This is a genomic window from Terriglobus albidus, assembly GCF_025685425.1.
GTDB classification, from domain to species: domain Bacteria; phylum Acidobacteriota; class Terriglobia; order Terriglobales; family Acidobacteriaceae; genus Terriglobus; species Terriglobus albidus.
The window spans coordinates 89,627-105,564 of record NZ_JAGTAS010000019.1 but is presented as its reverse complement, the minus strand read 5'-3'; the positions used below and the strand labels follow the sequence as shown (position 1 = coordinate 105,564).

Sequence of the window (15,938 nt, the reverse complement as noted above, 5' to 3'; positions counted from 1 at the left end):
CCCTCATGATCGGGAAGTGGCTTGCTTAGTGGCTTGCGGCCTCTGAGACCAGCACGTATCCGGAGCTTCGCACCGTCTTGATGGTGTACGGCAAAGCATGCAGGCTCTCAAGCTTCTTCCTCAAACGCGAGATATGCATATCCACGCTGCGGTCAAAGGGATGGAAGGGCCGGTCCAGAACACGATTGGTAAGGTCCTCCCGGCTTAGCACTGCGCCGGGAGCCTCAAAGAGCGCCTTCAACAAAGCGAATTCAACATCCGTCAAGGCAAGCTGGCTCTCGCGATACGAGACCACCCGTTTGTACAGGTTGAGCGAAAGACCTTCGTTACCCTGAATAGGAATGGTCACCGCCGACAGTCTCTCCTGGCGCCGCACCATCGCACGGATGCGCGCCACCAGCTCACGTGTGCTGAACGGCTTGGGAACAAAGTCATCCGCCCCGCACTCCAGCCCGGCAACACGGTCCGCTTCTTCCTTCAGGGTGGTCAGAAGCAGCACGCCCACCGTCGAAAACTCGCGCAAGGCAGAGAGCACCTTGTATCCGTTCATATCGGGCAGCATGATATCCAGCAGCACGACATCATGATTGCCGCGGCGAATCGCATCCAGCCCATCACGGCCCGTATGCGCCATGCACAGATCAAAGCCATGCATCGCTAGATAGTCGCGGAGCATGGAACACAGCTCCACGTCGTCATCAATAATCAACACCGGTCTCATAAGCAGACGCTCCTGAAAACGGATGAACCGATTTAGAGCATTTTCCCTGTTGTTGGGTATCCCGGAAGCGGTGTGCAGCGGCGTTTTCATTGCGGAAAACGCCCATGGATGCGAAAGCCCTACTCTACACCTACAGGGAAAATGCTCTATGTTTGCGGACAGAGCCCACCGTGCGGTTCGTAAGAACCGTTATGGGCGAAACAACAAAAGCGATTACAACGCGCAGAGAAAGCTTCAACGACCCTGCTGGATCAAAAAAGGCGAATCCGGCTCATCAGCCCTGGGCGTGCGATACACGTATCCCCGGAGTTTTCGAAGACTTTTTCTATTCCGGGAACGAGATTGTGGTTAATGTATCCCGAAACGAATGAATCCGCACCTGTTTTTCTACTTCATTGTGGAAAGAATGCTCTTCGGTACCTTCGCCGCGACGTTGTACTTCGCGTCCACCAGTTCCGTGATGTCGTACTTCAGTGTGGAGGCAAACAGGATCGCGACCTCACTGTCGTTCAGGCCGTACTGCTTCTTGATCCATGTGGCAAGCTGCGAAGTAGCCACCTGGATCGATTCGGGGACAGACCCCGTGACGCCGAACGCAATCAGATAATCCTTCGTCTCAGCGCGCACTTGTCCGCTTGAATCGCCTTTGATCACCTCGACCGAGAAGTCCACATCGAGCGATGTCTCCAAGGCGCTTCCCGTCAGCTCACCGTCTCCCATGGCAGCATGGCCATCGCCCATGCCCAGCAGCGCGCCTGCGTGAAAGACGGGAAGATAGACGGTTGTGCCCTCCACGTTGTCGTTGTAATCCAGGTTGCCACCGAACGGGCCCAGATCGCCGCCGCGATACTGCTCGTCTCCTGGAGGAGCGACCGAGATACAGCCCAGCATCGGCTTCAACGGCACACTGTAGTTCTTCATATGCTCCGAAGGATGCGCCGGAACCGCGATTCCCTTCTCCGGCAGCAGCGTCCACTCGCCGCTGAAATCAGGATCGTACTTCGCCCCCACCAGATACGCGGCGGTTACCGCATGCGCATTGATCCTGGTTCCCTGCCGCGCTGTCGCACGATTGGTGCGCACCTTCAGCAGATGCAGCGCCAGCGTATCTCCGGGCAACGCTCCCTCCACATAAAAGGGACCGATGTTTGAATCACCGCCGCGATGACGAATGCCCTTGGCATCCACACCGCCCGCGTCTGCAGTCCACGTGTGAACAACATCGCCGGGGAAGATATGCAGCGCGGGCGTCACCGATCCCGAGTAAGTCGCATACAGATCCTTCGGTTCGAACTTGATCGAACGCGGGGCCGCGGGCGGTGTCGCTGCGCGATCCATCGTCCAGCTCACCGTGGCCTCGGCTGCTCCTCTGCTGTTGCCAAAGCCGTTACCGGTGCCGAAGCGATTCCGCATCGCTATCGTTCCGTTACCCGCGAAGCTTGCTCCATTCAGTGTCGCGCTCAGCTTGCCCGCCGCCTTGCCATCCTCATCGGTCAAAGCCAGCTCCAGTTTGTCGCCGGCCAGCGTCCCCTCCACCTTCGACGAGCCCCAGCTTCCACTCACCTTCTCACCCTGCACCTGCAGCGAGACGTGCGCGTACTGTGGCTCGCCCGGTGTTGCCACCTTCGCAACCCACTCACCGGAGACATCCGCGGCCATGGCCAGACGTCCGCACAGCACCGCACCGGCAACCGCTGCAATCCGCATCCACTGCTTCACCATCACGAACTCCTCTTTCCTTTTGTTGCCGTCAATGGGCGTTACTTATTCAGCAAGGCGACCTCGCTCTTTGGCACCTTCGCCGCGACATTGAAGTGCGGATCTACAAGTTCAGTAATGTCGTACTTCAGCACATCGCCAAAGAACAACGCGATCTCGCTATCCGTAAGCTTGTAGTCCTTCTTCATCCACTCCGCCAGTTGCGTCGTGGCCAGTTGGATCGACTCCGGCACCGAACCCGACACGCCAAACGAGACCAGATAATCCTTCGTCTCCGCGCGGACCTGCGGCGTCTGGTAGCCCTTAATCACATCCACCGTGAAGGTCACATCCACCGATGTCTCAAGCCCGGTGCCAACCACCTCGCCGTCTCCCATCGCTCCATGCGCATCGCCAAAGCCAAGCAGCGCACCGGGATGAAAGACGGGCATGTACATCGTCACGCCCTCGACGTTGTCGTTGTAGTCCAGGTTGCCGCCGAAGACACCAAGGTCCGTGCCGCGATACGCCTCTTCTCCCGGAGGCGCAACCGAAATGCATCCCAGCATCGGCTTCAACGGAATCGTCAGATGTGGCAGCCCCGGCGTCGCAGGAAGCGTCGCGGTACCTTTCTCCGGATCCTGCTTCCAGTTGCCATTGAAGTTCGCATCATACTTCGCCGCTACGGCATACGCCTGCGTCACCGCATGTTGATTGAACCGGCTTCCCTGGCGGCCGATCGGCTTATTGACGCGGATCTTGCTGAACTTCACCACCAGCGTATCGCCGGGCAGCGCTCCCTCAACATAGAAGGGTCCTACATTCGGATCGCCACCGGTTCCATGCCGTGTTGCATTCGCATCGCGGCCGGCCGTATCCATCGTGCGCGTGTTCACCGTATCGCCGGGAAAGATGTGCAGCACCGGCGGCTCAGCCGCAGAGTAAATCGAATAGAAGACCTTCGGCTCGTAGTCGTATGTCTTGGCCGCCGCAGGAGCCTTCACTGGCCGCGCAAGAGACCACGTCACATCCATCGGCGGCTGCACCGGTCCACCTGGACGTCGGGCCGGCGTCACATTGCCATCACCAGCCAATGTCTCTCCGCTGACCGCACCCTTCAGGTTGCCGGCAGCCTTTCCACCCGCATCCAGAAATGTAAGCTCGACCTTGCCGCTGTTCACGGTTCCCTGCACCGTAAAACTTCCCCAGGCTCCGGTCAGCTTCGTTCCGTCGGTAGCCAGCGTTACATGCGCATACTGGGCCGTATACTGCGAGTCGAAGGGACCACTGATCTTCCCCACCCACTCACCTGAAAGATCAAGCGCGCTGCAATAACGAGAGAGAACCAGGACAGTCAGAATCAGCAGGAATCGTACGTTGCGATAGCACTTCATCATCACACTCCGAAAAATGGTGCGGCCGCCACCAGCCTCTGCAACGGCCGCACCTTAGTTGCTAAAACAGGATCTTCAAAGCAAGCTGCACGTTGAACGGTTCGCCCGCTCCGATGCCGGGAGCGCTGGAACCGCCGGCAGTTGCCGTGACCTGTCCTGTTGTCTGCGTATTCGAGGTCAGGGAGTTGGCCGCGAATGTCGGATTGGAGTAGTTGTAGCGGTTGAAGACATTGAACATCTCACCACGGAACTGCGCCCGTATGCCCTCGCGCAGCGGAACGTTCTTGAAGATCGAGAGATCCACCGAAGCATATCCCGGTCCATAGAACTGGCCTACCCGCGTCGTTCCAACAGTCAACGCTGCCGGCGAGACAATCGCCAGCGGGTTGAACCACTGGATGTAGGGCACGCCCTTGCTGAGCGCATAGTTGATCGACTTGCTCGTGCCGCCGCTGACGCACGTCGAACCCGAATCGCAGGTCAGCGGATTGCCGCTCAGGCTGGCACGGTCAGCGCCCTCGCCCAGTCCCAGGCCGGAGTTGTTCGCCGAGCTGCTTGCTGTAATCGGCTTGCCGCCATGGAGCCATAGCACGCTGGTCGCCTGCCAGTCATGCGTCAGCCACTTCGGCCCGCGCTTCATGCCCGGAATGTCATAGGTGAAGAAGCCCTTGAACTGGTGACGGATATCATTCGCCAGATTGCCGTAATCGAGATTCGGATTGGTGTTATCCGTCGGCAGCGCCGTATTGCTGCCAAGGTTATGCGACCACGTGTAGGAGTACTCCGAGATCAGCCCATGCCAGTTGCGCGCCTTGATTAATGCCTGCAGGCTGTTGAAGTTCTCACCGCCGGCACTGGTGATCTGCCGGATCTGTCCGAAGTTCGGAAACTTGCTAATGTAGGGCCGCTTCTGCTGAATCGGCAGGAACCCATTCACGATCGGCGTGGTGCTCAGGCCCGCGCCCAGCTGAGTCTGGTTGAGGTCGTAGGCATTCAACAGATGCTTACCCTGAGTTCCCACATAACCCACCTGCGCCACCATATTCTTGCCGATCGCCTTCTCCACATTGAGCGAATAGTTCGCCGTGTTCGCGGTCGTAAAGTTCGGATCAACCGCCGCGATGCTTGCCACCGGACACGTCGCAGCCGTCGAGCCCGTGCATGCGCCGGGAAGCTTCGGGCTCGTCGGGAAGATCGATCCCTGTGAAGACGCAATCAGTTCGCCAAGGTTCGGATTCGTCAGCGACTGGTTGTACAGCGGCTTGGTTCCAGCTGGATTGCCGAGCAGACCCGTGCTTGAAAGCCAGGTATTCGTCGATGGAGTGTCGTAGTACAAACCAAAGCTGCCGCGCACCAGCGTATCCGTCAGGCCCGGCACCTGCCAGGAGAAGCCCACGCGCGGAGCAAGTTGCAACGACGAGGCCTTGTACGGCTCTGAGACATCCTGTCCTACTACGGCAAGCCCGCCGGTCGGAGCGAGCGCATTCGCCGCGATGTTAGGCCGGAAGACCGTCAGGTCCTTCTGGTCATCGCCGATCGGTGAAAGATAATCCCAGCGCAGACCGAAGGTCAGGTTCAAGCTGCTTGTCACCTGATAACCGTCCTGCACATACAGGTTGAAGTTGTTGACGCTGGCGATACGGTCCATCACACCGTTGACCAGCGTTGAGGTATTCGATTCAAGCTGCAGAAAGTCCGCCAGCGCGCGGAGACTGCTGTCCACCGCAGTGGAAACACCGTTATAGGTAAACATCGAGGGATACGCGGTGCCGACGTTCGCTCCATTGGCAGCCGCGAATCCGCGATTGCCGCTGAAGCTGAAGTTGCCGCGCGTACCGCCGTTACCGCCGGCTCCGTTACCAACCTCGTAGATCTGTGTGCGGCGATACTCTCCGCCGGTACGGATCTGATGTTTACCGAAGGACATCGACACGAGATCCGAGAGATGTCCGCTGAAGTCATGACGAGACGAGAACGGGCTCTGTCCCGTGGAATCAAACCCGGAGATGCTCAGCGTAGGTGCACCCTGAACATTTCCGGGCCCAAGACCAACGATGAAGCCGGCCTTCGATGCATCCACGTTTGGATTTGCATCGCTGAACGGTTGGTTGAAGTAGTCCACACCGGCAACAATCTGGTTGGTAATCTTTGCGTTGACCTGGGAGTTGAGAATCACCGCAATGTTGTGCACGTGCATACCAGCCACCTGGTAGTACCAGGGGTTCTGGCTGCCCTTCGGCGCTGTCTGGCTGCCCTGTCCCCAGTACCAGCGTGCCGAAAGCTTGTTCTTGGCATTGATGCTCTGGTCGAGCTTGAGCATCAGGTTGTTGCTGTAACCATGCTGCGCTGCGTTGGTCGGCAGATAATTGTTTGCACTTGCAGGCCCCGTCAGCATCGAGGGCTGCCACAGTGTATTGATCAGCCCCAGCGCAATCGGACTGGGCGCGATATTCTTGGTTGCCAGCAACGCCGTCGCCTTTGCCACATACGCCGTCGAAGGCTCAGTGAAGGTATTGGTCGATTGCGACAGGATGTAGCCCTGCCGCTCATACGTCAAAAAGTAGAAGGTCTTGTCCTTGAAGATGGGGCCACCGAGCGATCCACCGAACTCGTGAAAGCGAACCTTCGACTTGCCATACGGCGCCAGACCGGAGTTCACACGCGATACATTCGTCGCCCGCAGGAATGGATTCATCGCCGCAAAGAACTCGTTGCGGTCGTAGTAATACAGGCTTCCATGAAGCTGATTGGTGCCCGACTTGATGACGAGGTTCACTGAGGCTCCGGCAAATTTTCCGGTCTCTGCACCGCCCTGCGTCTGTGCCGAAAACTCTTCCACTGCATCGATCGGAATCAGGGTTCCGGGAATGCCGCCGACGCCGCCCTGGTTCGCCGCCGATCCGTTGTTTGCGGGGTCGTTGTTATCCACGCCTTCGATCATGTAGTTGATGCCCGCGCGCCCGTTCACGCTGCTGGTGCCCGTCGCTCCCGGCAGCAGATTCACCATCGCCGTAAAGCTGCGCCCATTCAAAGGAATGTTTTGCACTTCCTCTTTCGGGATGGTGTAGGTCTGCACCTGCGTGGTGGTATCGAGCGTCAGTGCTGCGGCGTCCACCTCCACCACGGTTGTGTTCTGTGCAACCGTCATCTTCGCCGGCAGGTCGAAGATCGATCCGGCAGAGACACGCACTTTATCGATCTTCATGCTGGCGAAGCCGGGAAAGGCAATGGTCACGGTGTAGTCACCGAGTGGAAGATCCTGAATGGAATAGGTGCCGGCGCTGGAAGAAACGGTGCCATAGGTCTGCGCGGTCGCTTCGTTTTTTACGGAGACCGTGGCGCCCGGAATTACAGCTCCGGACGTGTCCGTGACAATACCGGAGATGCCTCCGCGAAAGGTACTTTGAGCCACACCGACACTAGCGAGAAGAGACACGAAGACTGCAAGGAGAAGATGACGCATAACAAATGCCTCACAAAGTTGAAATCCGTTGTGTACGTCTGGAACCCGGCATGAAGAGACACGTCCGCCGCATCCCCGGATAGGGATCTACCCGGAAGCGGACTGAGCCACTTCCATCACTGCTCGATTGGTTTTGAGTGAATGCAGTGTGTCACGAAGACCCTGTGTTACTACCCTGCTGTTTTGTAATGATTTGTCACAGGTTCGTTACACTTGGGCTGCTCATAGCTCTAAGCGCTGAAGGCCGGGGGCCGACACTTCCCATGTATTTCATCGAGCGCTCTTCGTAGATTGCATCCTTCTCTTCGCACCGCAGGTGCGAATGCCTTGCTTAAGGGCATGGCTTTAGCCATGCCGTTCCAGACCGCTATCATGGCGGCGGGTTTAAAGCCCATTCATATTGAGCAAGAAATATGTGTTGAGCGCTGAAGGCGCGTTCTATACCAGCCTGGGGCAACGCCCCAGGTACCGGAGATATCGAGACCGTAAGAGGGCTGAAGGCCCGATCTATAGTCCCCGATCGTCACAAACGAAACAGTGGGTGAAACCGCGGGCCTTCAGCCCTTTGACTTCTTGTGCGGACTGTTACCTGGGGCGTTGCCCCAGGCTGGTATAGAACGCGCTTTCAGCGCTTGACTCTTCGTAGGGCCGATCTGTGGCCGGCATGAGAAAGCCGCACCCTTGCAAAACAAACCGCCGTTGGCGCTTCTGCTCAAGAGAAGAAAGGCCCACTCTATAGTTCTTCAATACAAAGCGTTCTATCGGCGCTCAATCAAATGAAAGTTCGGTGACAGATCGTGCCGACTAAGGCTTCCCTAAGCTCAATCGCTTAGAAATGCACCATCCATATGGAAAGGCACATCTTCATGCGACACGCACTCTCAGCGCTTTCGTGCTGCCTGATCTTCACGCTCGCCCTTCATGCTCAAGAAGAAGAGAGCAAGCGGAAGTTCCCGCCTCCTGAAAGCCTGTCGACCGATTCCCTCATCAGCCAGCCCGGACCGAGCTTCACCATCTCCGACAGCGAGGTCAGCCGATCGCCAAGAATCATCGTCTACGGCGACCAGCGGTTTACCGATCCCACCAACATCAGGGTCACCAACCCGCAGGCCCGCCGCCTTCTGGTCCGCAAGATCGCCGAAAAGCATCCCGACGCTGTATTGATGAACGGCGACGTTCCCTACAGCGGCGACGTCATCAATGACTACCAGGTTTTTCATGACGAGACGAAGATCTGGCGCGATGAAAAACTGCGCATCTATCCCTCACTCGGAAACCATGAGTTTCATGGTGATCCGCAGGAGGCCCTGGAGCACTGGTGGAGTGCCTTTCCCTATCTCCGCAATCGCCGCTGGTACTCCGTCCAGCTTGGCAAGTCGCTCTACACCATCGCACTGGATAGCGATACCTCACTCATGGCCGGCAGTAACCAGAGGAAATGGCTGAGCAATCAGCTCACAAATCTGCCTGCGTCGGTGCGCTTTGTCTTCATCAGCCTGCATCATCCGCCGGTCGCCGATTTTCAGACACACATCAACGTCAGCCACAATCCGCGTCCGAATGAGATTGAGCTGCGCGATTATCTTGAAAACGTCGCCCCGCAACTGAAGGCAAAGATCGTCCTCAGCGCCGGCCACATCCACAACTACGAACGCTTCTCCCGCAATGGAGTCACCTATCTCGTCTCCGGCGGCGGTGCAGCATCTCCTGTCCGCGTCGAGCGCAAGCCGGAAGACCTGTACCAGAATGACGAGTTCCCCAACTATCACTTCGTCGAGTTCACCCTGAAGGGAGACACCCTCACAGGCAAGATGTACCGCCTCGCCGATCCCGCAGCCGAAAAGGTTACCTGGGAGGTGAAAGACACCTTCGAGATCAAGGCGAAGTAACCGCAACCCAAAGGGGCTTCCGGACAGGAAGCCCTTCTCTTGTTTTAGAGCTGTCCTATTTGAGGTATAGAGCTCGATTCTTTGCGAGGACCCGGATGTTCCCTTCCATCACACTAAACGACGCAACTGCTTGGTGCAGAGTCCCTTTTTCAGCTCTATAGTTCATGGAGAACAGTTCTAGTTCGCGCCTGCGGCGCGAATGCCTTGCTTAAGGGGACGGCTTCAGCCGTCCCATACCGAGCCCCGAAAAATATGCGGCTTTAGCCGCTGAGGTACCAAATCATGACCTCAGCGGCTAAAGCCGCGTGTCTTACCAACTTTATACGGCACGGCTGAAGCCGTGCCCTTAAGCAAAACAGGAGCGGACTTCGATATAGCACGCAAATCTGGGCGTTGCCGCAGACTGGTATAGAACGTGTCTCCCCGCCAACGAACACGTTCGTTGGGGACCCGGCCTTCAGCGCTTTAGTCTAAAACTTGTACCGCATTGCCGCGCCGGAGTCGACTACACTTCCGCGGACGTTCTGCTGCGCGAACGCAACCGCAGTAAGCCTCACAAGGCGCAGAAGCTGAATCACACAACACAAAGCAATCCCCTCATCGACAAAAAAATGTGGCCCCGCCTCGGTGAACGGGGCCACATACTACCCAACAACTAGAACGCCAGCTTGAGACTGAATTGCAGCTCGCGCGGTGTTCCCCTTCCGGTTGGGTTGTTGTTGTACGAACTGGTAATGACACCAAAGTTCGTCGGAGTCGATGTACCCGAACCCGCAGGCTGCGACCACGTTGTAACGGGTTTGCCATACTGAGCCACGTTGAAGATGTTGAACGCCTCTGCCTTGAAGTCCAGACCGATACGCTCGGTAATCGGGAAGCGCTTGCGCAGCGCCGGATCGATCTGCCAATGCGAAGGTCCACGCGCCGCATTGCGTCCCAGGTTGCCCCATGTGCCGTTGGCAGGCATGGAGAACGCATTCGGATTGAGCCATAGCGCCGGCGTACGGGGATTCGCATACATCGAGATACCCGGCACGCGATTCGGGCGCTGCCCCTTGTTCAACTGATCCGGCAGTGTGGTTGCACTGCGGCTGACAGTGATATTCAACGGCTGGCCGCTGCGTGCCGAGGCGATGCCGCTCATCTGCCAGCCGCCAAGAAAGAAATCTCCAAGGCGCGAGACACTGTTGAGATACGCGCGGCCACGACCAAAGGGCAACTGCCATACGGCGCTCGCCGCAAAGTAGTGCCGCAGGTCCTGGTCGCCCGAAGCCCGTTCACACACACGGCAGGCGACATTCTGCGGAGCATCCGATTCGCCGCCGCCAATACCGCCATTGTCAATCTGATGAGAGTACTGATAGTTGGCCGACACCAACAGGCTGCTGTTGATGTTGCGCTGCAGGCTTGTCTGCAATGCATTCGTGCTCGCATGTGCGTCCGTAGCGCGATAGTCGATGGTGGAGAAGTTCGCATACGGCCGCGCGCCCGTCGCCGGATTGATGCCGTTCAGTGTCGTGTCCGAGAAGGTATGCGCCGCGCTGGTTCCGAAGTAAGCAACCTGGAAGATGGTCTGTTTCGCAATCTCCTGCTGGACCGACAGCGTCCATTCGTTCACAGCAGTGTCTCTGCGCTTGATCGACGAGGCCGACGGACTGGCGCTTCCCGTCGCCACCCCCAGCCCCGGAGCGATCGGATAGCTAAGACCAGGCACCTGCTTTTGATTCAGCGTGTACTTGGTTGCGAGATTCGAGATCGGCGCGCTCAGTCCGCCGAACTGACCGAAGCCGTAGTAGATACCGAAGCCTGCACGCACCACAAACTTGCCACGCACCGCCGCCGGCGACCATGTGCCGCTGATACGGGGCGAAAAATCGGCAAGGTTCGGGTCATACCATGCCGTCCCCGCAGGGCAGATCACAGCAGCACAGTGCAGCGGATCGACAAGCTGTCCGCGGCCCAGCACCTCATGATTCACACCGAAGTATTCATAGCGAAGTCCCAGGTTCAGATTGATGGTCGGGCTCAGCTTGAACTGATCCATCACATACCCGAAGTACGAGGTCATACGCTGGCCCGTTACCGGCACCTTGCCGTTATACGTGTCAGAGTCGATCTTGTTCTGCAGGAAGGTCGTGTAATCCACGTAGGCAATCGTCTCGTCCGGACTATTCGGCGAAGCCTTGTTCTCCTGCACCCGGCGCACCGTGATACCGGCCTTCAACGTATGCCTTCCATACAGAAAAGTCGCATCGTCAAGTGCCGTAAACGAGTTGTCGTTACGGATCGATCCGGCGGGGTTACCAATATTGGTAAACGTGCTGATCGACAGCGCAAACGGAAACGGAGTCGTCTGCCCCTGCAGGAATTCGGCACGATTGAATCCATAACGGAAGTCGTTATAGAAACGCGGCGTGAAGGTGTTCTGCGAACCGATAGTTGCATTCGGCGTGTTCAGGTTATTGAACCCCGTCGACGGAGCAAGTCCGTTCGGAGCAATCTGCGTGTAGTGATCGGTGTTGATGCGAACGAACGCATTCATCCGGTCATTGACGTGATAGTCCACACGCAGAATGCCCGCATCCTCATGCGTCACCTGGCGTCCGCTGCCGAACCACGTATCGCTGACAGCGCTGATGCTCTTCTGCCCGAGCGGAAACGCATTGATCAGCGCGGCCAGTCCCGGCTGCTGTGTGGCCACCTGCGCACGATAGCTGCGGCTCGGCACCGTACCAGTCAACGTCTGATCAATGACCTGACGGAGAGCATCGTAATTTGCAAAGAAGAACAGCTTCTTGCGAAGAATGGGTCCACCCAGGTTCGCACCAAAGTTATTCAAACGAAGCGGAGGCAGCAGACCGTTCGCTCCCCATGGCGCAGCGTCAAAAACATCGTTGCGCAGATACTCCCACAACGCTCCGTGAAACTGATCGCCGCCGGTCTTCGACACCACCTCAACCTGACCGCCGGCCGTTCCTCCCTGATCGGCGCTGTAGACAACGCCGTTTGCGCGAAACTCCGCAATCGCCTCCGTCGACACCTGCAGATGAAGATCCACCTTCTGATACTGGTGATTGATGCCGGAGTTATCCACGCCATCCAGATGCCAGGTATTGTCTTCATCCGACAGACCTGCAAACCGCATATCCTGCTGCGTTCCCGTGCCGCCATCAATCACACCCGGCGCCAGCGAGACCAGGCCAATGTAGTTGCGGCCATTCAGCGGCACATCCGTCGCCTGCTTGCCATGAACCACGCCGCCGATCTCCGCGGAAGACTTTGAGAGCCCCGAATCAGGGCTCACGTCAATCTGCGTCGACTCGCCGGCAACGGCAAGCTTCATATCAAGCGTGCGCGTCTGGCCTACATCGAGTGTCAGATCCTCTACCTGATACTTCGCGAATCCGCGCGCCTCAACCTCCACCGTGTACGTTCCGGTGGAGATTGAGGTCACGGTGTATACACCGGCTTTGTTTGTCACCGTCTCACGCCGCGTCTCGGTATTGATCGATGTGAGCACAATCTTTGCACCGGCGATTCGCGCACCCGAAGCGTCCGTAATCGCACCGGTCAACGTCGCCCGGTCAGTTTGAGCCTGAAGATGCAGTACCGGGAGCAACAGGAGCAACAACGTCAGCATTCTCTTCATCGCGTTTCATCCTTCCGCGGGTAATCGCCCGCTTTACTTGTAGAGAGCTTCTTTGCTGGGAATCTGGCGCTGCATATCGTCGCGAACGGCAAGACCGATCTTGATCGCCTCTTCTTCACTCGCCGCCTTGGTATACGGAACTTCCATCACCAAAAAGCCGCCGCTCAGATCACGCCCCTTGGCATCCGTAATCGGTATCAACAGATCGAAGGTCTTGTCCTTGTCCAGGCGCACCGCAATCGGTTGCTGTTTCGCAAGCTTTTCCATGTCGGCAGCCGATGACTTCTTGCCAACCTTCGCCGCGGTGATGTTGGCGATGATGACGTTATCGGTCTCTCCCGGAGGCGTGGCATGCAGCCCGAGCTTCACGAGATCGGCATCGTGCGCTGCCTTTACCTTCATCACCAGCGACTGCGCAAACGGCGCATGCACATGCATGTAGGTGCTGGGATCCTGCGACTGGGCAAAGACAGACACGGACGAGACTCCCGCGGCCAAAGCGATAGCGACAACTGCCTTACGAACAAACGTTTGCATTCTGCTCTCCTGAATAGGCATGAAAAGGAATAGTCCTGTCGGCTGACAGACAGAGCGCGTACTTCCGCTCCATGCAAAGCTCTTCTCCTGTCAGCCGATAGACCCGATTCAAGCGGCTTGTTCTTAGATCAGCCTTAGAAACCCTGCTCTGTTACAGGGAATTCACACATTCGTGCGGCCTTCACACAGGCGGAAGGTGTAATCAAGAAACAGCGATGAATGTCCTGGTAGTGGAAGACAATCGGCGTCTGTGCGGTGTGCTGCGGCAAAGCCTGGCGGAAGACGGCCATCAGGTCACGGTTGCAGAACGCGGTGATGAAGGCCGCGACCTGCTGCTCGGTGTGTCATTTCATGTCGCCGTGCTCGACGTCATGCTTCCGGGTCTCGATGGCTTTTCAGTACTGAAAGAAGCGCGCTCGTCCAAATGTGTTGTCCCCATCCTGATGTTGACGGCAAAGGATTCCATGCCCGACATCGTGCATGGCCTCAACCTCGGCGCTGACGACTACCTGACCAAGCCCTTTCAAATCCCCGTTTTTCTCGCGCGCGTCCGCGCCATAGGCAGGCGCCACCCCGAGTTGCAGTCGAACGTCATCTCAGTCGGCGACCTGCATCTCGACAGCGATAGCCACACCGTTCGCCGTGGCGACTGCGAAATAACACTCACCCGCAAGGAATATGCTCTCTTGGAGTTGCTCATGCGGCGAGCCAACAAAGTCGTCACCCGCAATCAGCTTCGCGAAGCAGGCTGGTCCTTCGATGCCGATGTCAGCGACGGCAGCGTCGATTTCTACATCCACAGCCTGCGCTCAAAGATCGACATCAAGGGAGAGGAGAGCATGATCCGCACGGCGCGCTCGCTCGGCTACATGCTGACATCTTCCCGATGAGGCTCACGCTGAGATCGCTGCGTCTCAAGCTGGCGGTGCTCTACACCGTCTTCGCGTTGATCTCTATGGTCGGCCTCGGCTGCTTCTCGTACGTCTACATGAACTATGCCCTCGAGACGTCGAGGCAGGTCACCATGCGGGCCCGCGAGGAACGTTTCGTTCGCTTTATCGAGACCTGGCCGGCGAAGGACCAGACTCTCTCGCTCACCGAAAAGCTCGATCGCTTGAGCATCGCTATCGCCGCAACCGACATCATCCAGGTCTACGAGCTCGACGGCACTCCCATCTATTCCTCGCCCGGCGCGGCCGAGTTCAAGGTGCCGTGGCCCAATCAACCCTGTATCCAACGCTGCTTCGGTCTGGTAAAGCAGTACGGACACTCCATACGCACCCTCAACCACGTCGTCACGATGGACGGGCGTAAGCTGCGGCTCTCACTCTCCGGCAAGATCGATGAGCACGCCGAGATGATGGAGAACGTCCGCAACTCCTATCTGCTCTTCTGTCCGTTGTTGCTCATCGCCTCCGCCGCCGGCGGCTTCCTTCTCAGCGACCGCGCGCTTCGCCCGGTTCGGCAGATGACCGCCGAAGCCCGCAGCATCGGCATTCACGATCTGCAACGACGGCTTCCCGTACCTAACACGTCCGATGAGCTGCAGGTGCTGGCAGAAACCTGGAACGAACTGCTCGAACGCCTCCACATCGCCGTCAGCCGCCTGACGCAGTTCACCGAAGATATCTCGCATGACCTGGGAACCACCATCACCGTCATGCTCACCACGGCCTCTCTCGCGCTGCATCGCAAACGTACCGCCGAAGAGTATCGCGCGGCGCTTCGCACCATCACCACCGAGTGCGAAGCTACATCCCGCCTGTTGCAGGATCTGCTCGCCGTCACCCGAGCCGACATGGTGCAGCAGCACATCGACATGCAGCTCGTTCCGTTGTCCGAACTGGTCAGCGAGGTCACAGATAACCTTCGCGCCAAGGCTGGCCTCAAACAGCAGACACTGCATACCAGCATCGCTCCCGATGCCTGGACTATGGGCGATCCATCGCTGCTGCGACGCATGGTCGGTATTCTGCTCGATAACGCCATCAAGTACACGCCCGAACACGGCGCCATCGCAGTCTCTCTCACTTCAGACCTGCACCACATCCATCTGAAGGTTCAGGACAACGGCATCGGCATAGCGCCGGAGGCTCTGCCACGCATCTTCGACCGCTTCTACCGCGTCGATCCCTCCAGAACCCAGGAAGAAGGCAGCAGCGGCCTCGGTCTCGCCATTGCACAATGGGTCGCCGGAGTCCACAGCGCCACCATCACCGCCACCTCAACCCCAGGCCACGGAAGCGAGTTCTCCGTATCCATGCCGCTTGCGACAGATCATCCCTCAGCAGAACTTGCATTGATAGCACAGAACAATAGGCATGTCATCCTGAGCGAAGCTGCAAACCCACATCTCGGCTACGCCGAGATATGGGGCACCCAACTGTAACCAACCCATGACTGGGTGCCCCATATCTGGCGGCTTCATCGCCAGATGTGGGATGTTCGGGGTCCCCGGCGACCTTGCTTCTCTGGGGTGGACCATTCGAGCGAAGCTCGAATCGGGTGGGAGCCGTGGGCTTCAGCCCATTCCTTATTGAGCCAGAAAGATGTGTTGAGCGCTGAAGGCGCGTTCTATATCAGCCTG

General features: G+C 57.8%; 9 protein-coding genes. 3 read left to right on the top strand and 6 right to left on the bottom strand.

The genetic code is table 11. The features are described from left to right. Window positions 1-25 precede the first annotated feature (25 nt). The 4 genes from OHL21_RS00925 to OHL21_RS00910 all read right to left on the bottom strand — a co-directional run bounded on the left by OHL21_RS00925 (window position 26) and on the right by OHL21_RS00910 (window position 7,276). The gene (locus OHL21_RS00925) at window positions 26-721 is read right to left on the bottom strand and encodes a response regulator transcription factor (protein ID WP_263415366.1); all 696 of its coding nucleotides are present in this window, start codon (window positions 719-721) and stop codon (window positions 26-28) included. 387 nt (window positions 722-1,108) lie between these two features. Continuing rightward, window positions 1,109-2,443, bottom strand: a complete 1,335-nt coding sequence (locus OHL21_RS00920; RefSeq protein WP_263415365.1) for an acetamidase/formamidase family protein — start codon at window positions 2,441-2,443, stop codon at window positions 1,109-1,111. 38 nt (window positions 2,444-2,481) lie between these two features. After that, the gene (locus OHL21_RS00915) at window positions 2,482-3,816 is read right to left on the bottom strand and encodes an acetamidase/formamidase family protein (RefSeq protein WP_263415364.1); all 1,335 of its coding nucleotides are present in this window, start codon (window positions 3,814-3,816) and stop codon (window positions 2,482-2,484) included. Window positions 3,817-3,874: 58 nt separating this feature from the next. Next, the gene (locus tag OHL21_RS00910; protein WP_263415363.1) at window positions 3,875-7,276 is read right to left on the bottom strand and encodes a TonB-dependent receptor; all 3,402 of its coding nucleotides are present in this window, start codon (window positions 7,274-7,276) and stop codon (window positions 3,875-3,877) included. An 866-nt stretch (window positions 7,277-8,142) separates the two neighbouring features. On the opposite strand from OHL21_RS00910, the gene OHL21_RS00905 reads away from it, so the two are divergent. Beyond that, complete coding sequence (locus OHL21_RS00905; RefSeq protein WP_263415362.1) at window positions 8,143-9,165, top strand: metallophosphoesterase family protein; 1,023 nt, start codon at window positions 8,143-8,145, stop codon at window positions 9,163-9,165. A 655-nt stretch (window positions 9,166-9,820) separates the two neighbouring features. Here the strand turns inward: OHL21_RS00905 and OHL21_RS00900 are convergent. Beyond that, window positions 9,821-12,814, bottom strand: coding sequence for a TonB-dependent receptor (locus OHL21_RS00900; RefSeq protein WP_263415361.1), 2,994 nt, complete (start codon window positions 12,812-12,814; stop codon window positions 9,821-9,823). Between the two features lie 33 nt (window positions 12,815-12,847). Then, window positions 12,848-13,351 (bottom strand): hypothetical protein, encoded by a 504-nt coding sequence (locus tag OHL21_RS00895; protein WP_263415360.1) that lies wholly within the window; start codon window positions 13,349-13,351, stop codon window positions 12,848-12,850. 215 nt (window positions 13,352-13,566) lie between these two features. Here OHL21_RS00895 and OHL21_RS00890 point away from each other — a divergent pair, with 215 nt between their 5' ends. Both OHL21_RS00890 and OHL21_RS00885 read left to right on the top strand, forming a co-directional pair. After that, window positions 13,567-14,241: a response regulator transcription factor gene (locus tag OHL21_RS00890; protein WP_263415359.1), complete on the top strand. Its 675-nt coding sequence runs from the start codon at window positions 13,567-13,569 to the stop codon at window positions 14,239-14,241. After that, window positions 14,238-15,740 (top strand): sensor histidine kinase, encoded by a 1,503-nt coding sequence (locus OHL21_RS00885; protein ID WP_263415358.1) that lies wholly within the window; start codon window positions 14,238-14,240, stop codon window positions 15,738-15,740. The genes OHL21_RS00890 and OHL21_RS00885 overlap by 4 nt, the downstream gene beginning before the upstream one ends. Window positions 15,741-15,938 lie beyond the last annotated feature (198 nt).

Coding starts and splice junctions, on each gene's coding strand:
- OHL21_RS00925 (WP_263415366.1), bottom strand. CDS start 721: ATGAGACCGGTGTTGATTATTGATGACGACGTGGAGCTGTGTTCCATG.
- OHL21_RS00920 (WP_263415365.1), bottom strand. CDS start 2,443: ATGGTGAAGCAGTGGATGCGGATTGCAGCGGTTGCCGGTGCGGTGCTG.
- OHL21_RS00915 (WP_263415364.1), bottom strand. CDS start 3,816: ATGATGAAGTGCTATCGCAACGTACGATTCCTGCTGATTCTGACTGTC.
- OHL21_RS00910 (WP_263415363.1), bottom strand. CDS start 7,276: ATGCGTCATCTTCTCCTTGCAGTCTTCGTGTCTCTTCTCGCTAGTGTC.
- OHL21_RS00905 (WP_263415362.1), top strand. CDS start 8,143: ATGCGACACGCACTCTCAGCGCTTTCGTGCTGCCTGATCTTCACGCTC.
- OHL21_RS00900 (WP_263415361.1), bottom strand. CDS start 12,814: ATGAAGAGAATGCTGACGTTGTTGCTCCTGTTGCTCCCGGTACTGCAT.
- OHL21_RS00895 (WP_263415360.1), bottom strand. CDS start 13,351: ATGCAAACGTTTGTTCGTAAGGCAGTTGTCGCTATCGCTTTGGCCGCG.
- OHL21_RS00890 (WP_263415359.1), top strand. CDS start 13,567: ATGAATGTCCTGGTAGTGGAAGACAATCGGCGTCTGTGCGGTGTGCTG.
- OHL21_RS00885 (WP_263415358.1), top strand. CDS start 14,238: ATGAGGCTCACGCTGAGATCGCTGCGTCTCAAGCTGGCGGTGCTCTAC.